The organism is Candidatus Hydrogenedentota bacterium (assembly GCA_019637335.1).
Lineage (GTDB): Bacteria > Hydrogenedentota > Hydrogenedentia > Hydrogenedentales > JAEUWI01 > JAEUWI01.
This window is the reverse complement of sequence record JAHBVV010000004.1, coordinates 261,889-279,718: the sequence shown is the minus strand read 5'-3', so window position 1 is coordinate 279,718 and position 17,830 is coordinate 261,889. Positions and strand designations below refer to the sequence as shown.

General features: G+C 66.1%; 12 protein-coding genes. 3 read left to right on the top strand and 9 right to left on the bottom strand.

From position 1 onward, the window contains the following. Nucleotides 1–111: 111 nt before the first annotated feature. Nucleotides 112–546, bottom strand: coding sequence for a prepilin-type N-terminal cleavage/methylation domain-containing protein (locus KF886_07780; protein MBX3177242.1), 435 nt, complete (start codon nucleotides 544–546; stop codon nucleotides 112–114). Between the two features lie 346 nt (nucleotides 547–892). Between KF886_07780 and KF886_07775 the strand changes: the two genes are divergently transcribed. After that, a complete protein-coding gene (locus KF886_07775; GenBank protein ID MBX3177241.1) occupies nucleotides 893–1,708 on the top strand; it encodes a TrkA C-terminal domain-containing protein in 816 nt (271 codons plus the stop codon). Here KF886_07775 and KF886_07770 read toward each other — a convergent pair. The 3 genes from KF886_07770 to KF886_07760 all read right to left on the bottom strand — a co-directional run bounded on the left by KF886_07770 (nucleotide 1,705) and on the right by KF886_07760 (nucleotide 4,689). Next, on the bottom strand, nucleotides 1,705–2,880 hold the full coding sequence (locus KF886_07770; GenBank protein ID MBX3177240.1) for an undecaprenyl/decaprenyl-phosphate alpha-N-acetylglucosaminyl 1-phosphate transferase: 1,176 nt from the start codon (nucleotides 2,878–2,880) through the stop codon (nucleotides 1,705–1,707). The genes KF886_07775 and KF886_07770 overlap by 4 nt on opposite strands. Before the next feature lie 115 nt (nucleotides 2,881–2,995). After that, the gene (locus KF886_07765; GenBank protein ID MBX3177239.1) at nucleotides 2,996–4,006 is read right to left on the bottom strand and encodes a DegT/DnrJ/EryC1/StrS aminotransferase family protein; all 1,011 of its coding nucleotides are present in this window, start codon (nucleotides 4,004–4,006) and stop codon (nucleotides 2,996–2,998) included. Beyond that, on the bottom strand, nucleotides 4,003–4,689 hold the full coding sequence (locus KF886_07760; protein ID MBX3177238.1) for a WbqC family protein: 687 nt from the start codon (nucleotides 4,687–4,689) through the stop codon (nucleotides 4,003–4,005). Before KF886_07760 ends, KF886_07765 begins: the two co-directional genes overlap by 4 nt. A 205-nt stretch (nucleotides 4,690–4,894) precedes the next feature. On the opposite strand from KF886_07760, the gene KF886_07755 reads away from it, so the two are divergent. Beyond that, nucleotides 4,895–5,689, top strand: coding sequence for a sulfite exporter TauE/SafE family protein (locus KF886_07755; GenBank protein MBX3177237.1), 795 nt, complete (start codon nucleotides 4,895–4,897; stop codon nucleotides 5,687–5,689). Here KF886_07755 and KF886_07750 read toward each other — a convergent pair. The 4 genes from KF886_07750 to KF886_07735 are packed head-to-tail and all read right to left on the bottom strand — an operon-like array spanning nucleotide 5,686 to nucleotide 15,889. Further along, nucleotides 5,686–8,397 (bottom strand): fused MFS/spermidine synthase, encoded by a 2,712-nt coding sequence (locus tag KF886_07750; GenBank protein ID MBX3177236.1) that lies wholly within the window; start codon nucleotides 8,395–8,397, stop codon nucleotides 5,686–5,688. The two genes, KF886_07755 and KF886_07750, sit on opposite strands and share 4 nt — an antisense overlap. 19 nt (nucleotides 8,398–8,416) lie before the next feature. After that, the gene (locus KF886_07745) at nucleotides 8,417–9,007 is read right to left on the bottom strand and encodes a TIGR00730 family Rossman fold protein (GenBank protein MBX3177235.1); all 591 of its coding nucleotides are present in this window, start codon (nucleotides 9,005–9,007) and stop codon (nucleotides 8,417–8,419) included. Nucleotides 9,008–9,023: 16 nt separating this feature from the next. Further along, nucleotides 9,024–14,768, bottom strand: coding sequence for a VCBS repeat-containing protein (locus tag KF886_07740; GenBank protein ID MBX3177234.1), 5,745 nt, complete (start codon nucleotides 14,766–14,768; stop codon nucleotides 9,024–9,026). Next, nucleotides 14,768–15,889: a TIGR03032 family protein gene (locus KF886_07735; GenBank protein ID MBX3177233.1), complete on the bottom strand. Its 1,122-nt coding sequence runs from the start codon at nucleotides 15,887–15,889 to the stop codon at nucleotides 14,768–14,770. Before KF886_07735 ends, KF886_07740 begins: the two co-directional genes overlap by 1 nt. 898 nt (nucleotides 15,890–16,787) lie before the next feature. On the opposite strand from KF886_07735, the gene KF886_07730 reads away from it, so the two are divergent. After that, nucleotides 16,788–16,928, top strand: coding sequence for a hypothetical protein (locus KF886_07730; GenBank protein ID MBX3177232.1), 141 nt, complete (start codon nucleotides 16,788–16,790; stop codon nucleotides 16,926–16,928). A gap of 6 nt (nucleotides 16,929–16,934) precedes the next feature. On the opposite strand, the gene KF886_07725 is transcribed toward KF886_07730, so the two are convergent. Further along, on the bottom strand, nucleotides 16,935–17,726 hold the full coding sequence (locus KF886_07725) for an SDR family oxidoreductase (protein ID MBX3177231.1): 792 nt from the start codon (nucleotides 17,724–17,726) through the stop codon (nucleotides 16,935–16,937). Between the last annotated feature and the right edge of the window lie 104 nt (nucleotides 17,727–17,830).

Sequence of the window (17,830 nt, the reverse complement as noted above, 5' to 3'; positions counted from 1 at the left end):
CCGCCCGGCCCGCCGCGTTCCCGCCATCCCGAAAAAGCAGGCGCGGGTGGCGAGGCCTGTTGCCTCGCCACCCGCGTTGAACCCTGCATGCGCCGTTGTGTGTCGTTTCGGTTATTCGCCGATCGGGGCGTCCGCGGCCGTCGCGTCCGCGCCATTCGCGAAGCGGATCACGCCGCTGGCGTCGGTGAAGAAGCCCTTGCTGCCGGTCGTCCCGTAGGCCGCGGCGTTCGCATTGGCCGTGAAGTTGTTCGCATCGCCGCCGAGCACGAAGTTGTACCCGCTCTTCGTCGTGCCATCCCACGTGCCGTCCAGGAAGGGCGGGGTCGCGCCCGTCAGGTCCGCAAACGCGGCGGTGTAGGTGTAGTTCGCGGCGTGGTAGGCCACTTCGGCGCCCACGATGGTGCGCAGGTTGCCAATCGCGCTCGATTCGTTCGACTGCATCCGCGAACGAAGCAGGTTCGGAATGGCGATCGCCGCGATAATGGCGATAATGGCGACCACGATCATCAGTTCAATCAGCGTGAAACCTTTGTTCGACTTTTTCATGAGCAAATCCTCCGGTTGGTAGTTTGTAAAACCATGCGCCAGGCGGCGTCCGCGCCGCCTGCTGACTGACTTCAACTGTCGCCTTTTACAGGGCAATCGGCATGCCAGTTTTTGCCACAATAGCGCAAAACGTTTACAAATAACCGGTTACAGCGGACACGCCTCTCGGAGAGGCCGCCTCCCGAAGCGCGCCGGACGGCCCATTGCGCGCATTGTGCGGCCTAAAGCGACAAAAAATGTCACGCCGGCCCGCGCGGTGGGGCCGCCGGCTTGCAATGGCCCCGCCCACCGCACACAATGATCCGCGAGGCGCGCTTATCCCCGAGATTAAACTGGAGATTCCAACGTGGCTGCGGTACTCGGCCTGCTCATTATCATCCTGCTCTCCGTGATCGTGAATCGCATCGGGACGGTTGCGCTTACCCTCACCGGGCTGTCCCGCGAAATGGCGCGCTTTCAGGCCCGATCCGCGTTCAGCACCACCGGCTACGTCACCAGCGAGGCCGAAGCGATCGTCAACCACCCGGTCCGCCGCCGCATCATCTACACGCTCATGTGGGTCGGGAATGTCGGCCTCGTCGGCGTGATCGCCACCGCCGTCTCCACCGTTACCGTAAGCGAGGAGGACCCCTACTCCCTCGGCGCGCGGCTCGGCATCATGGCCGCCGGCCTGGCGCTATTGCTGGTGCTCGCCATGAGCCGCTGGGTGGACGACCAGCTCTTCAAGCTCATCGGGTGGGCCCTCCGGCGGTGGACCTCGGACGAGATCCACGATTACCGCAGCCTCCTGAACCTGGCGCAGGGCTACAGCGTCACCGAACTCCCGATCGAAACAGGGGACTGGCCGGTCGGCAGGCGCCTCGACGAGCTGCGCCTGTCCCAGGTCGGCGTCAACGTCCTCGGGATCCGCCGGGAAGATGGCGATTTCGTCGGCTCCCCCGTGGGGGGCACATACGTGCGCAACGGCGACCGGCTCATCGTCTACGGCGCGCGCGCCGATGTGGCGCGCTTCATCCAGAGCCGCGGCGAGGCCGATGGAGCCCGGGCCTTTCAGCGCCTCGTTGACGAGCGCGCGCCCGAAGTCGCCGCGGCGGAAACCCGGCGCATGCAGGAGGAGCGGAAGCGGCTGAAACAGCGCCTCGCCCGGGAGGATGATGGCTAACTGGCCTCGCGGCGCGCCTCGCCGCCCTCGCCGCCCCCGGATCGCTCCCGCGCCTCCAGATCCCGAGCCAGCGCGGAATAGGCCGCTTCGTGCTGGTCCACCATCGCCTGGCGCCGCCGCGCGGCAATCACCATCAGGATGATCACGATCGCCACAATGGAAAGCCCCTGTAGGAGCGCCAGCTGGCTGTCAAACAGGCTCGCCGTGTTGCGCAGCAAAATCCCGCTGATCCCCATCGCCACCGCGATCAGGTAGATGAAGAACACCGCCTGCCGCTGCGTGAAGCCAAACCAGACCAGCCGGTGCGACAGGTGGTCGGGCGCGCAATGATCGATGATAGCGCGCAGGGTCCGCGTCTCGCCGCGTGCGATGCGCGCGATAATGATGTACGCGAAGTCGAACAACGGCACGCCCAGAATCAGAATCGGGATCGTGCACGAAATTACCCGGTTCGGCGTCCATTCCCCCATGACCCCCAGCGCCGCAAGCGTGAAGCCGAGGAAGAAGCTCCCTGAATCGCCCATGAACACCAGCGCCGGCTTGCTGTTGTAGATGAGAAAGCCCAGGTTCGCCCCGATCAGCCCCACCGCAAGCATCCCGAACCACGAAAGGCTCGTTTCCGTGCGCGCCGCCGCCCACGCCTGCAGCGCGATGACAAAAAACATCCCCGCCACAATCACCGCAAGCCCCGACGCCAGGCCATCCATATTGTCCGTCCCGTTGAATGCGCTCGTCACCCCCACGATCCAGAGAATGGTCAGCGGCACGTCCAGCAGGGGATTCTGAAACACATTGATGCGGACCCCGAATCGCGACAGAATAAACGTTGCGGCGACCAGCGTGATCAGCTTATAGAAACCCGGGATCCCGCCGAAGTAGTCGTCCAGCGCCCCCACCGCCAGGCAGATGAACGCGCCCAGGAGTATGCCGTTCATGCCGTCGCTCCGGTAGCCCGGCAGCAGCACCGCCACCGCAAACGCCGCGAAAATCGCCAGCCCCCCGCCGCGCGGCACGGATCGCGTGTGAATCTTGTTGGAGGCGGGGGCGTCGACCATGTCCAGGCGCCGGAGCAGCACGATCGCGAGCGGCGTGAGGATCGACGCCAGAACAAACGCCGTACAGCCCACCATCAGGTAGGTGCGCGGCCAGTAACCTGGCAGATTGAATAACATCCGTGTTATCCCTTGCGCCGCGCCCCGGCGCGCGGCAGGCCGTGGGCGGATGGTATGCGGCGATGGGCGATGGCCCGGCGCGCACAGCCCAGAAGATCGCGGCGCATGGCGCGGCTTAAGCGCCCGCGCGCTGCCCATCCGCCCGTTCAAGAAACGCCAGCGCCGATTGTAACACAAACTCCGCCTCCCGGCGAGCCAGCGCCGGATAGAGCGGCAGCGAAAGCGCGCGTTCGTGCCGCAGGTCCGCTTGCGGACACGTTCCGCCGGCCAGGCGGTGCAACGGAAGGTGCACCGGGCGGCTCGCCCCCACGCCCAATTCACGGAGCCACGTCATCATCGCCTCCCGCGCCGGCGTCTCTATCACGTAGCGGTAATGCACCCGCCCCTCCATACGCGGGCGCAATACGGGAGACCCCGCCAGACCCTCATGGTACAGGGCGGCCAGCGCTGCGCGGCGCTCCACAAATTCCGGCAATCGCGACAGCTGCACGCGCCCCATGGCCGCCTGAAAATCCGTCATCTTGTAGGCGTAGCGCGTCTTGAAGTCGTCCCGCCTGTCATAATCCCGCAGGTCGCGCGCCTCGTCCGCGATGCCCTCCTCGTCCGTCAACAACATGCCGCCTTCTCCGGTCGTCATCATCTTCGTCGCGTAAAACGAGGTAATCGCCACGCGGGTGGGCGGCGACGCCGGGCGCCCGAAGGACTGCGCAAGATCCTCGACCACCGCCGGATGCGGCGGCAGCGCCGCCGGCACACCAAACAAGTGCGCGGCGATCACCGCCGACACGTCCGACGGGACGCACGCGGCATCCAGATTGCCGTCGGCCCCCACGTCGCACGGAACCGGATCCGCGCCCGCCCACCGCACGGCCTGCGCCAGCGCCGCACAGGCGTACGAAGGGACGGCCACCCGGTCCCCGGGCTTCACGCCGAGCCCGATCAATGCCAAGTGAAGCGCCGCCGTGCCGCTGTTCACCGCCACCGCGTAGCGGCGCCCCGCGAAGGCCGCGCAAGCCTCCTCGAAGGCCGCCACCTCGCGCCCCTGCGCGATCTGGCCGCTCTCCAGCACCCGCGCCACCGCGCGGGCTTCTTCCGGGCCGATCGCCGGCTTGCTGTGCGGGATCACAGGGGCCTCCCCAGCAGGATTTCCCGCGAATCCGGGCCGCATTCCATCAATAAATCCACGATGGATAGATCCGGCTCGAAGGCCCCGTGCCTCTGCGGGTAGGGTACCGCGCGCCACTCCTGGGTCTTAATCGAAATTCCCGCATCCTTCAGGGCGGTCGCGTCCAGGTAGGCGTCCACGGCATACGCTCCGGTAAGGTAGGCCGTGCCGCCGGCCGCGCGTATCAGACGCGCCAGCCGATCCGTCGCGCTTCCACCCGCACCCATCTCCGACGCGTACAGTACCGGCGTGCCGATATCCAGCTCGCGGAGAAAGTAGGCGAGCATCGCCCGGTTCAGCGCATTGAGCGATTCCCATTCGCGCGCGTAAAACGGCTCCATACCCGCCGCATAACGGTCAAACCAGCGGGCGCGTCGGTAATGCTGCGCAATGCTGCGCCAATGCTTCCGCGCCCAGCGGCGGCTATTGTCGATCCGCACCGATTCCAGATTCTGCCCGAAGCGATCATACACCGGCACGGTCAACATCAGCGGCCCTTGCGGCGTCTTGATGCGGTTCCGGTTCTGATACCCGTTCTTGTTGTATTGGGCGTTGTCCAGCACGACAAACACATCCGAACAAAGAATCTTATGAAAGTATCGCAACCACGGCAGATAATGCGGCTGATGAATCCCAACAAGCACGAAACCACGACTCCCGCTACCGGCGCAATCCCGCCGCCCGCGAAACGACTATACGCCTCAAGGCGCGCGCGCGTCCAGCCCGCCGCCAGGGATCGCCAAGTTTGGCGCGCACACTTTCCCGACAGCAGTTTCCCGCCCTCGCGCACACGCCCCCGCCGTGATCTATACTGGCCCCCAGGCGCCGTCCGGCGCGCCCGGAGATACCATGCTCTTCACGATTGAAATGCTCGTTCTCGGCGTCTGCGTCGGGATCATCAGCGGCGCCCTCGGGCTCGGCGGCGGCGTGTTCATGGTGCCCGCGTTTCTGTTCTTCGCCCCCGGCATCGACGCGCACACCGCAAAGGGCTCCAGCCTGCTCGTCATCTTCTTCGTCGCCACCATCAACGCCTGGCGGCTCAATCGCCACGCCGAGCGCGTGCCCTGGGCCCTGGCCGCGCGGCTCGCGGCGGGCGCGATCGCCGGCGGCTACGGCGGCGCCTGGCTCACCACGAAGCTCCCGGAAACCGCTGTGCTGGCCGTGTTCTGCGCCCTCCTGCTGGGCATGGCCTGGCGCCTCGTCGCAGGGGCCACGGCGCCGGAGCCCAAGCCGGGAAAACGGCCCCGGTGGCTGAGCAGCCCCCTCGTCGGCGCCTGCGGCGGACTCGCCGGCGGCGCCACCGGCACGGGCGGCGGCCTCATCCTCGTGCCCCTCACCCTCCAGGCCGGCCTCACCACCAACAAGAACGTTACCGCCGTGTCCAATCTCGTGATGGCCGCCATCGCCGCCTCCGGAAGCATCGCCCACCTGCGCGCCACCGCAACGGCGGCGGGCGCCTGGGTGATCGGGCACGTGGACCTCTCCCTCGTCCCCTGGGTGCTCGTTGGCGCGCTTGCGGGCGGCGTCGCGGGCCGCCGCATCAACCAGCGCCTGCCCATCGCCCGCCGCCGCCGCGTCCTCGCCGCCGTCCTGCTCCTGATTGTCGCGGGCCTGCTGCTCCGCGAGTGGGCCCCCTGGCGTTAATCCCGCGCCACGCCCTCCTCCGCCTTTGCGCGCAACAGCGCCTCATAGACCGGCTGCAACGTTTCGTCACCCGGCATGCGCGCCAGAATCCGCTCCAGGATCTCGATACCGGCGTCGTATTCCACCCAGCGCAGATACATCTCGCCCTGGATCCGGCCGATTTCGCGCAGGTAGTACTGCGCGTTCCAGTCCGTCGGATCGATATCGAGCGACTCCAGGAAGAGATCCGGCGCGCGCGATCCCATCAGCATGCCCCCGTAATACTCCCGCAGGCCCTTCATGTCATGCTTGTGCGCCTGGTGGCGCCGCTCGATCCGCGCTAGCAACGCCGGGTCGGCCTCCGGGCCAAACAGCGGAACGGGGCTTGTCATGTGTTGCTCGATCTCCCTTATGGACTCCGCCTGGGTCCGCGAATAGACCAGCTTCGGCGCCTCAAACTCCGCCCACGGCAGGTCGTCCCGCATGATGGATCCCCCTTCGACAAACGCGTCCAGCCCCGCTTCGTCCATCAGGTAGCACGCCACCACCGACTCAATATCGTAGAAGCCCACGTCCTCCAGCGCTTGCCGGAGCGCCGGATTTTCAAAGTGCGCCTGAATGCGCGCGGCGTCCAGGTGAAGCGGCGTGCCGGATCCGATCAAGAATAGATCCGCATTGATAAACCAGGCCGTATAGTGCGGAAAGACGGTCGTAAACGTCCGCGCAAGCGACCGCACAATTTCCGGGTTCAGGCTGTGCAGCGGGATCCACTGGGACACCAGCCCGCCCGGATTCAACCGCGCCAGGCAGAGTTCATAGTACTCCCGCGTGTAAAACGTGGATACGCCCGCCAGCGCGAGCGGCATCGGCTCAAACGTGATCACGTCGTAGCCGCGCGGGGACGTCAGCAGAAAGTTCCGCCCGTCGTCCACGTGAAACGTGACTTCCGGCCGCTCGATCACCCCCAGATTGTCCGTTTCAAAATACGGCGCCGCCGCCAGTACCTCCGCCGAGATGTCCACCGCGTCGATCCGTTCAAAATCCGACAGCGCCAGCGTCCCGCAGGTGATCCCCGATCCGAAGCACATGAACAGCACGTCCCTCGGATCCCGGTCGAACAGCAGCGGCAGCACCCCCTGCAGGCGATTCATCTTCACCCCCTTCTCGATCGATGTGGTCGCCTGCACGCGATTAATCCACAGCACCCGGTCGGCCCCCGAGCTATCGTCCGCCGGCTCCGATACCGCCACCGTGCCCTCGACGCCCTCCGCGTAATGGATCACACGGTGATCCTCGGGGATGTACCCCGCGGTCAGCGCGCGGTTCACATCTTCCGGCGCGCGCCGGAAACTGATCGCCAGCAGCAGGGCGCACGCCACGGCCCCCGCCACCTTGGCCGGCAGGCCCCAGTCCCGGCCCGCCAGCACCACGGCAAGCCCCGATCCAACCAGGACCAGCCCGAAGAACACAATGCCGCCGTGCGTCCCCAGCAGCGGGATAGCCAGGAAGCCCCCCGCGATGGACCCCAGCACGCCGCCCACCGTATTCGCGCAGTACAAGCGCCCCACATCGCGCCCGAGCGTCTCGCGATGCCGGCTCGCCGCCTTCACCACCAGCGGAAAGGTCATCCCGAGGAAGAAGGTCGGAATGAACAGCGCCTGAAACGCCAGGAAAAACTTCCCGCGCACGACCGCCCCCCAGTCGCCGCCCCTGCCCCCCTGCAATTCCATCACCCGCGCGGGCATATCGCCCAGAATTCCGAGCATGTAAATGCTTCCGGCGCCCGTCGCAATCAGGGAGGTCGCCAGCAGGAGCGCCGGCTGGCGAAGCCGATCCACCACCAGCGAGGCCGCCGCGCTGCCCAGCGCAATCCCCAGCAGCAGCGTCGTCAACATGCTGGTGTAGGCGTAGGTCGTGCCCAGGAAGATGATCGAGAGCAGCCGCGTCCACAACACCTCTAGTCCCAGCGAGCAGAACCCGGACAGGAAGAACACGCCGATGATGAGGTACTGCCACGGCGTTATCGGCCCCGCCACCGCGACCGCCACGGCGTCGTCTCGCGCGCCCGCGGTCTCGTGCCGCCGCGACACGGCCCAGGCGGCCACGCCGACGGCAATGTTCGCCACCGCGCCAATCAACGTCGTCTGCGTGTATCCGAATCGCGCGATCAGGAAAAAACCCGTCACGAAACAGCCCGCCACCGCCCCGAGGGTGTTGAGCGTGTACAGCGCGCCAATGGGCATGCCCCGCACCGACGATTCCCGCGTCACAAAACGCGCCAGCAACGGAAGCGTGGCGCCCATCAGGCAAACCGGGACGAACAGCAGGACCAGCGCCAGCAGCGCCCGCAGCCCCACACCCATCGCCCGCGAAAACTGAAACTCCTTCAACAGCGCGACCACCAGGCCCTCGCCATACAGGATCGAAGCGATGAAGAACAGCGCCCAGACCCCGATAATGCATTCGAAGACGCCGTACCACCAGAGCGGTCGTGAAGTCCGGTCGGCAATCCGCCCGCCCCACACGCTGCCCACACCCAGACCGACAAAAAAGATCGAGAGCACCGTGCTCACCGCATAAGACGTCGTCCCGAAGAGCAGCACGAGCTTGCGCGTCCAGACGACCTGGTACAGCAGGCCACAGGCCCCGGAAACAAAAAAGAACGCCAGCACAAGCAAAAACAGGCTGGCGTGCGGAGAAAGGCGCTTGGGAAACGGCATCGCGGTCAAGGGTACTGCTCTTCTCTTGTTACGGGCGAAGCGTGACTGGCTCCGCCCACTTTCCCGCCACGGGCGTGGCATTACTGGCGCGTAGCGCCTCCAGCGCCCCCTCGGGCGTCGTGGCGACCGAAAACAGGTCGCACTGGTCCGCGCGCACCAGGTCCAGCGTCACCATGTCGGCAAAATACGCCATCAGGCCGTCAAAGGCCCCGCCCGTGTTCAAAAACACTATCGGCTTGGTATGGTACCCCAATTGCCGCCCCACCAGCACCTCAAACAACTCCTCGAGCGTGCCGAACCCCCCGGGCAGCACCACGAATCCGTCCGCGCGCGCCGTCATGATCGCCTTGCGCTCGGACATGGTCTCCGTGACAATCAACTCGTCGCAGTCCCGGTAGGTCAGCGCGTCCACGTGCAGCTTCTCGGGGATTACCCCGATCACGCGGCCCCCGTGCGCGTGCACGCTCCGCGCGACCTCCCCCATCAGGCCCACTTTCCCCGCGCCATAGACCAGCGTCAAGCCGGACTCGGCCAGAAGCTGGCCAAGCCGGGCCGCCGCGGCTCCGAAGGCCGGAGCCGCGGCGTCGCTCGACGCGGCAAATACGCAAATCTGTTTCAACGTCCGGACTTCCCGGTCATGCGGTGTCCTCGCCATCCCGCGTGCGCCGGGAACAACCGAACAGCATCGCCAACAGCAACAGGGCCATCAGCGCGTCTCCGCCCGAGACGCCGGTCCCGGACGCGCCAACGCCGTGGCACGCCGCCGGCTGCTTCGGAGGATCGGGATTTTCGCCGGGCGGCGGCGGCGGCGTACTGGCGGCCCGCATTGGCGCGGAAACCGGCACGATCATCCCGCCGCCAACCGGGGCCGAAACCGTGAAGGTGGTGTAACCGTTGGCCTCGCTGCGAACCGAGTAGCTCCCTTCCGGCACCGAGGGGAACACATACACCCCGTTGTCATTCCGCTCCACGGGATTGTACGCGCTGCCCTGGAGCGACACCTTGGCCGTCACCAGCCGCTTTTGATCGTGCTGGTCCCAGACCGTGCAGATTACCGTCGACGCGAGAATCGCCGATCCCTTCGCCAGGAACGGCTCGAAGTCCTTCGGGCCCTGAATCAGGGCGTCGATCTCCGCCGGATCGTCCGTGCCCCAGTCGTTGTTCTCCATCCGGAGCGTGACGCCCGTTTCATTCAGCACCGCAACCGGCGTCTCCACGGGCGCCTCGATCTCGGTCTGGAAGTTGAAGGTATTGAAACCGCTGCCCGCGTCATTGCTGGCGCTCAGCCCGGAGTCATCAACCATCGCCGTGCTCCGGACGTAAATGCCCGCCACCGAGGGATCGCGGAACAGCGACTTCCGGATCACCGGCACGCCGCCCGAGATGTCTACGCCAACACCCAGGTCCGTGAAGTCGCAGCGCTCGATAAGCGAACGGGACGCCCCGGATCCCCGCGCGTCGATACCGGTGCCGCCCCGGGCCGACGGCATGCCCGTGAACTTCACGCGGCGTACGCTCATGGCGCTGCCGTTCAGATCCAGCAACACGTCCTCTTCGGACATCGACTGGATCTCCACGTCCTCGACCCGCGCGCCATCCGCGCCAACGATCTGGCCCTCGATTACGGCCACGGCCCCCTGCCGGCCGGCCAGCGTGACGCCGGGACTCAACACGGCGTCGCCGGGGTAGATGCCTTCCTCCAGAATGATGCGCACCGGCCCGCCGCCATTCATCGCGTGCAGATCCAGCGCCGCGCCTATCGTCATCAGCGGGCGCGCCGCCGTGCCGTCGTACTCGTCCGATCCCGCCGGCGACACGATTATCGTCGGATTCGGGTCGTTCCCGTCTGACGGATCGCTTTCCTCCTGGAATTCTTCATAGTTCGTCAACCCGTCGCCATCCAGATCCTCGTCGCCGTCCGACGGATCCAGCGGATCAAGGCCATACTCGACCTCGAAGCCATCCGGCATCCCGTCACCGTCCGTGTCCGGATTCGCCGGATCGGTTCCCGCCGCCGCCTCGTCACAGTCCGAGAGTCCATCGCCATCGCTGTCCAGATCCGGATCGTCGCACGGCGGATCGGTCGTGGTCGTCAGCTCTGCTTGCACCAGAAAGCCGTCGCCATTGGCGTCAAGCGCGGCAAAGATCTCCGGCGTAATCGACGCCAGGTACGCCTGCGCCTCCGCCAGGCTCAGCCGCCCATCGCCGTTCGCGTCGGCAGCTGCGAAGCCCGCCAGCAGCGTGGCGGCCGCCTCTTCCACCGGCGGCGGCTCGCTGGGAGCCCCGGCAACATTCTCGAAGAACAACATCGGGGCGGAACCCCCGGAGCTGGAGAGCGGCCCGCCCGCGAAGGCATCCAGATCGCCGTCCCCATCGATATCCACCAACACCGGCGAAGAAAACACGCCCGTCCGGAAACCGTTAAACGGATTCGCAACGCCGGATATCTCCTCGAACGTCCCGGGAAGGGCCGGCCGCAGGTTCTGGGCGTAGCGGATGCGGCTGGGAGTCTCGCCGTAGTACGCGCCGAAGTCCGTGTAGAAGACATCGAGATCGCCATCGCCGTCCAGGTCCCCCACGGTCGCGAAGCCGTAGGTCAAGTAGCCCAGAATGCCGCCGGCGCTGCGGAGACCGGCCAGCGGGTTGTCCGCGCTCTCCCGGAAGCGCGGCGCGCCTCCCGTGTTCTCGTAATAGGTGACTGCGCTTCCATAGAACAGCCGGAAAGCGATAAGATCCAAATCCCCGTCGCCGTCCGCGTCCACGAAATGGAACCGCGAGATGCCGCCCTCCCCAAACAAGTCGCCGAAGGGGCTGTCGTGGAGCGCCACCGGGTTGAAGACCGGGTTGCTGGCGGACCCCGCGTTCTCGAAATACTGCGGCAAACCCTGGAAGTTGGCCGCCAGCGCGTCCAGATCGCCATCCTCGTCCACATCGGCAAAGGCAAGCGCCGGCAGCGCCGTGCTGAATACCACGCCGTCGAAGGGATTGGCCGCGCCCTCGCGCTCCGCAAAGGCCGGGGCCGTCGGGGAGCCGGTGTTCTCGAAGTAGCGTACGCGCGCGCCGGAACCGTAACCCTTGTCGTATATATCTCCCCCCGGCGGGATCTCGGTCAGGAACAGATCCAGATCGCCGTCCGCGTCGATATCGACAAACGCCAGTTGGACCGCGTAGCCGACCGCCACGCCGTCGAGCGGGTTATCGGCCCCCGTGCGCCCCCGATAGACCACGGGCGGCGGAGCTGTCCGGTTCTCGAAGTACTGCAGCGCGCCGCTTTCACGGCCCGTAACCAGATCAAGATCGCCGTCCCCGTCCAAATCCCGCAACGCCGCGCCACACAAGAAGCCCGCGCGCACGCCATCAAACGGGTTTAGTGGCCCGCGGCGGATCGTAAACACGGGCGCCGAACGCGTTCCCGTGTTTTCCGCGAAGATCACCTCCGTCGCCAGGCCGTACTCGCCGCCAGGGGCGGCGCCTGGAAAAACCAGATCGAGGTCGCCATCGCCGTCCACGTCGCCGAACGCCAGGAACAGCGCAAATGAGCCGCCCTCCAGGCCGGAAACCGGGTTGGCCGCCCCCGTCCGCTCCGTAAAGACCGGCGCCGAGGGCGTGCCGGTGTTCTCGTAGTAGCGCGCCACGCCACCGTACCCCGAACCGCCCTTCGCGCCCTGATAGTAGGGGTGGATCCCGAAAAGATCGAGATCCCCATCGCCGTCCACGTCGGCCAGTACAAATTGCAGCGTGTACGGAGCTACGCCCGCTACCGGATTGGACTCGCCGATCACCTCCACAAACACCGGGGCGAGCGCCGTGCCCGTATTCTCCAGGAAACGCGCGCCCTGACCGCCCGCGCCCGGCGCGATGACGTCCAGATCGCCGTCCCCATCCAGATCCCCCAGCGCAATCCCGCCCCCGCTCCCCCCAGCGGCGTCCAGCAATTCGAGCGGGTTCGCGGATCCTGTGCGCTGCACGTAGCGCGGGGCCAGGCGGGAACCCGTATTCTCAAAGAACCGAACGCGCCCCGTCAGGCTCGTCACAAACAGATCGTCGTCGCCGTCCCCGTCGATGTCGCCGAATACCGGCGTGGAGAACCGGTAATCACGGTTCAGCGCGGAAAGCGGGTTCCGCGCTTCGCGCTGGAGCTCGAACGCCGGAACCGGAATCAACCCCCGGTTCTCGATGTACAGGAAGTCCCGGGACGTCCCGCTGTAATCGCCGACGAGAACCACGTCCACGTCACCATCGCCGTCGATGTCGCCCAGCGCGGGAAGGCGGCGAAGCGAGGCCGTCATCGCGCCGAGCGGGTGATCTACCCCGCTCAATGGTGAGAACACCGGCGCCGCCGGCGTACCAAAGTTCTCGAAATACTGCACCCGGTCGATGTGGTATCCCGCGCCGGACGCGGGAGCCGCCATCATATCCAGATCACCATCGCCGTCCAGATCACCGAAGCTCAGAAACGCGCCGTATTGCAGCAGCACCTGCTCGAACGGATTGTCGCTCCCCGTCTGCTCGGCGAACATCGCCGACTGCGCCGTTCCAATATTCAGAAAATAGCGCACATTCGAGTCAGGCGCCGCAACAACCAGATCGAGGTCCCCGTCGCCATCCAAATCCGCAAGGGCCGAGGATGCGCCCGATACCCCCGCTATTAATTCGAAGAAGGGGCTCGCGTCGCCGGAAACCTCCACAAACGCGGGGGACGACGCCGAACCGGTATTCTCATAGTACACGATCTCGCCGGAAGGCCGCGTAAGGATAAGATCGAGGTCGCCATCCCCGTCCAAATCGCCGGCGGCGGGCAAGCCATACGCGTTGGGGATATCGGCGAATGGATCGGATCCCTCGGGCGCCGGGATAAAGGTCCGCCCGTCGGGATACGTCGTGTTCAGGAAGAGGCGGGGCCTGCCGAACGCCTGCCCGGCGATCATGTCGAGGTCGCCGTCCTGATCCAGATCCGCAAACACCACCCCGGACCGATAACCGGACTCAATCCCAGCAAACGGGCTCGTCGCCAGGGAATGCGCCGAAAACGACTGGCGCAATGCGGTATCCGTGTTTTCGTAGTACTGCACCTGGCCCTGGCCCAGATTGAAGAAGCTGTACGCCACTCCCGATCCCGCGAACAGGTCGGTGTCGCCGTCGCCGTCCATATCCGCCCAGGCCAACCAGGGGGTTCCGCCCGAAAGCGACACGTTCGCGAACGGGTTCGAGCCGCCCAACGCGCGCTGAAAGGTTGGGGCGGTCGCGCTCCCCCGGTTTTCGATGTACTGGACCCGGCCCAGCGTGTACCCGTACGTATAAGAGCCGCCCGCCACCACCAACACGTCCAAATCGCCGTCGCCGTCAAAATCGGATAACAGCGGCCCGAAATAAACGCCCGAGCTCAACGTGCCCGTGAACGGGTTGTCCGCCGCCAACCGTTCGGTAAAGATCGGCGATTGCGCTGTGCCCGTGTTTTCATGGTAGCGCACGGGATCGCCGTACCCGTGGCCAGTCAACAAGTCCAAGTCGCCGTCGCCATCCAGATCGCCCAGGGCGAGGCCGCGCAAACTGGCGTAACCGAACAGCCCGCTCAATGGGTTCTCCGCCCCCTCCCGCTCCACGTACCGCGCCGATGCGGACGTGCCCGTGTTCTCGAAATACCGGACGGACTCGCCCAGGTACGCTTCCGCCAGAATGGCGTCCGCGTCCCCGTCCCCATCCAGGTCGGCAAACAGTAGAAATGCTCGGGAGCTCCGCAATTCGATCGCGCCCAGCGGATTCTCCGATGGTTCCCGGCGTTCGAGCACGGGATTTTCCGCGCTGCCCGTGTTCCGGAAAAAGGCGATGCGCCGATCGGGCGTAAGCGCAAACACGTCCAGGTCGCCGTCGCCGTCAATGTCCACAAACGCGGGCCGGTTCGCCCCCTCCTCCCCGCCCAGGCCGGCCAGCGGATTCGACAGCCCCGCCTGCTGCACATAGTACGGGCCGGATTGCGCCGGGGCGGGGCCCGCCAGCGTCGCCAGAACCGCCGCCGCCAGCAGCAGCGGCGCCCGCGCGCAATACGCCACCCCCGCAAGCAGCGAAACATTGCGCCGGTGCGGGTGAAGAAACTGGCGGACAAAGGCCTTCAGCGCGCCGCGCCCGCCCGACCAGTACGGGAGCAGCGCCGCGTACATTCGCCGGCGGCAGTGCCGGTAGAACGCACCGCGGGTCGTGAACCGGCGCAGGAAGCCTCGGAGCGAGGCCCAGCGGCGCTCCCCGCCCTCCAGGCCCTGCAGCGCGGGCAGCCGTTGCGCCGCCAGATGACGCCGCAGCGCCGCCGAGGCGGCCTCCATCTCCTCCCGGGGCAATTCGAGTGCGGGCCGCTCTTCCCGCTTGTGCGACGGTATCCCGATCATCACGTGGCCTCCGTGTCCGGGCCCGGGGGTCCGGCAGGTTCTCGCGGTTCATCCGCGCTGCCCCAGTAGGTCGTTTCCGGTAGCGAAAGCCCCCGCAGGTGCACGTCGTTCAGCGTGCCCAGAATCCCGGGCCGGCGAAGTCCCGGCAACACCTGAACATCGTAGATCTCTTCGCAGGAATTCAGATATTCCAGCTGCCCCACCACCGCCCCCGTCGGCAGGTGCACCGCCAGTACCCCGCAGAATATCTTCTGCTCGCGCGCCAGCGGCAAATCCCCGAAGGTATGCGTCTTCCGCAGCAGCGAACACCCGATGAATACGTGATCCCCGATCCGCGCCAGCCCGCGCACAAACGCCGGCATACGCGTTACCGTCTCCCACGTCCCCGTCTCCGTGTCCACACGCGCCAGCTCACCCGACGCCGATAGAAGCACGTAGAGCGACCCATTGTACACGCGCGGAGAATGCGGCATCGGCAGATCCCGCGCGATAATTGCGTTCGTTTCCACATCCACCAGCACGCCCCCGTTCAATTTCGCGTCCCGCCAGCCCTGCGGCGTGTCCGTCGCGCCATGGGCCGTCACGTAGCGCGGCGCCCCGTCGACAAGCGCCATGCCGTTCAGATGGCAACGGTCCTCCGGCGCCAGCTTCGTGATAAATGGCGGCTGCCACACCGGAACAAAACTGTGCCGCGCATCGAGGCGGAAGAGGCAGGAAAAAAGCGTGTTGACCCCCACCAGCCCATCACGGCCAAACCCAATATCGTGAATGTTGAGCTGGCCGCAGTAATGCACGGATCGGGGCAGAAAAAGGCTGTCGTAATAGCCCGGCTTGCGCGGGTAGCTCGCCCCAAGCCGCGCGTCGTTCGCGAGCATCGTTACGCCATGCCGCGTCGCCACCGCCATCTGATCCCCCGACAGCGCCAGGCCCATCGGCGTATCAAAGCTTCGCGGCAGCTGGATCAGCCGTTCGCCATCCGAACTGACAAGCACCACCTTCCCCGCCTGGTACGTCGTAAGCGCCAGCGAACAATCGAGTTCCGCAAGCAATTCCGGAAGCGAAGGCGTGAAACGGCTGCTGAAGGGCGGCAGCGCCTGTTTCAGGGGTGTTCCCGTTCCCATTGCTCGCTCCGGCGCCCGCACGCGGCGCATGATCCATCAGGAAGGCGCGTCCATATCCGAGCCAGGCGGCATGGGACGGCCACACACTGCTGCTACGTACTACTGCTCCCCGTACGTTGGCAGTCTAATCGGGATCAGCCGCGCTTGTCAACCGGTATCGCCGGGGCAATCGCATTTTTAGCGCTTTAGCGGAATGAGGCGCCCCCGGTGTGAAAGCATGTCTCGGTCAAGAGAGCGTGAATCCAGGGATCGCGGACATTCGTGTCCGCGTCAAAGTGAGCCCACCTCCAAAAAGTTCCCCTCACCCCACCAAAACCACCCCGAAGGGAAAGTGGCACAACTCAATGACGCGCCGGAGGCGGGCGTCTCGGCTGTGTTCAGCGCCGAAAGGCGCAAATGTAGGATAGGCGTCCCGCCTGTCCAATGCGCCGGAAGGTGCAAAGGATCGCGGACATTCGTGTCCGCGGCAGGAGGTGCGCAAGACTTCATGTGATTGCTGCGCTTGTGTATAGACGCCAGTACACCGGTGGGTGCTTCATTCCGTTCGTTTGTTGCCGATAGTCCAATTCTGACGCCACGGCATCGTCCTGGCGCCATCACCGGGCTCCCGTACCGGGGGCTGGCCACGGACTTGGACCCAGCCGCTCTCTTGTAAGCGCCGTCAAGACAGGGGCTTGCCGGAAATTGTCGGGTTCTGGCCCGGAAATTGCTCAGTACCTGATGCACACCGGCGAAAACGCCGATGAGACCCCATGGAAAGTGCGGACGCCGGCCGGCAACGGCCAGCATGGTTTGCCCGGGCCGGAGTGGTCGTGTTGAATTACGAGCGCATTCGGCGGACCCGTGAACCGCGAGCAAGAAGCACTGTACGGAGCCCGAAGGCAAGGAGACGAATAGCATGGCGAAAATCGTGATCAAGGACCTGGATATGGCCACCCCGGTGACCCCGGAAGACGCCGCCCTCGTGAAGGGCGGCCCCCTGGAAATCCGCGAACTGACCATCAAGGCCATCGTGAAAGCCCCGGACCTGAAATCCTGACCCGGCTCAGAACAGGCCGTGGCTGGCGCCGCCATCCAGTGGAATCGCCGCGCCCGTGAGGAATGCGGCCTGGTCCGACGCCAGAAAGGCCACCAGCGCCCCAAACTCCGCCGGGCTGCCAATACGGCCCACCGGAAGCACTTCGCCCGCCTGCCGCAACACCGCCTCCAACGGCATGCCCGCCGCATCCGCGCGCGCCTGACAGAGCGAACGCATCCGGTCCGTGTCAAAGGCCCCCGTGCACACGCTATTCACCAGCACCCCGTCCCGCGCCACTTCGCCGGCCAGGGTCTTCAAGTACCCGGTGAGCGCGGGCCGGAAGATATTCGACAGCACCAGGTTCGGAATCGGCTCCCGCACCGAACTGGACGTCACCGCAATGATCCGCCCCCATTTCCGCGCCCGCATCCAGGGCAGCACCGTGCGGATCGCGCGGACCGCCGATTTCAGCGTCAGTTCGCAGGCGGCGTCGAGCGCTTCCAGACTCAGGTCGGCCGCCGGCCCCGGAGGCGGGCCGCCCGCGTTGGTCACCAGGATATCCACCGCCCCGAAGCGCTCGCGAACCCGGTGCAGGTACGCTTCGAGCGCCGGCCCATCGGTCACATCCAGGGCTTCGCCGAAAACCCGGTCCCCGAATTGTTCCCGCATCTCCGCCACGGTGTGCTCGATCCGCTTTGGGTCGCGCCCCGAAATGGCGACGCGCGCCCCTTCCGCGGCCAGCGCGGCGGCGATGCCCCGCCCGATGCCGGCGGACGACGCCAGGACCGCCGCGGCGCGATCCGTAAGGTTCAGGTTCATGGCGTGTCCTTTCGTGCGGCGGCAAACCGGCGGCCAGGCCCGGCGCCGCCAATTCCAGTGCGCATGGCGCCGGGATCAGGAAACCCGGCCCCGGCGTTTGCTAT

Bases quoted from the DNA above. Each gene is read 5' to 3' on its own strand.
- KF886_07780 (MBX3177242.1), bottom strand. From the start codon at position 546: ATGAAAAAGTCGAACAAAGGTTTCACGCTGATTGAACTGATGATCGTG.
- KF886_07770 (MBX3177240.1), bottom strand. From the start codon at position 2,880: ATGTTATTCAATCTGCCAGGTTACTGGCCGCGCACCTACCTGATGGTG.
- KF886_07755 (MBX3177237.1), top strand. From the start codon at position 4,895: ATGCTCTTCACGATTGAAATGCTCGTTCTCGGCGTCTGCGTCGGGATC.
- KF886_07740 (MBX3177234.1), bottom strand. From the start codon at position 14,768: ATGATCGGGATACCGTCGCACAAGCGGGAAGAGCGGCCCGCACTCGAA.
- KF886_07735 (MBX3177233.1), bottom strand. From the start codon at position 15,889: ATGGGAACGGGAACACCCCTGAAACAGGCGCTGCCGCCCTTCAGCAGC.
- KF886_07730 (MBX3177232.1), top strand. From the start codon at position 16,788: ATGGCGAAAATCGTGATCAAGGACCTGGATATGGCCACCCCGGTGACC.
- KF886_07725 (MBX3177231.1), bottom strand. From the start codon at position 17,726: ATGAACCTGAACCTTACGGATCGCGCCGCGGCGGTCCTGGCGTCGTCC.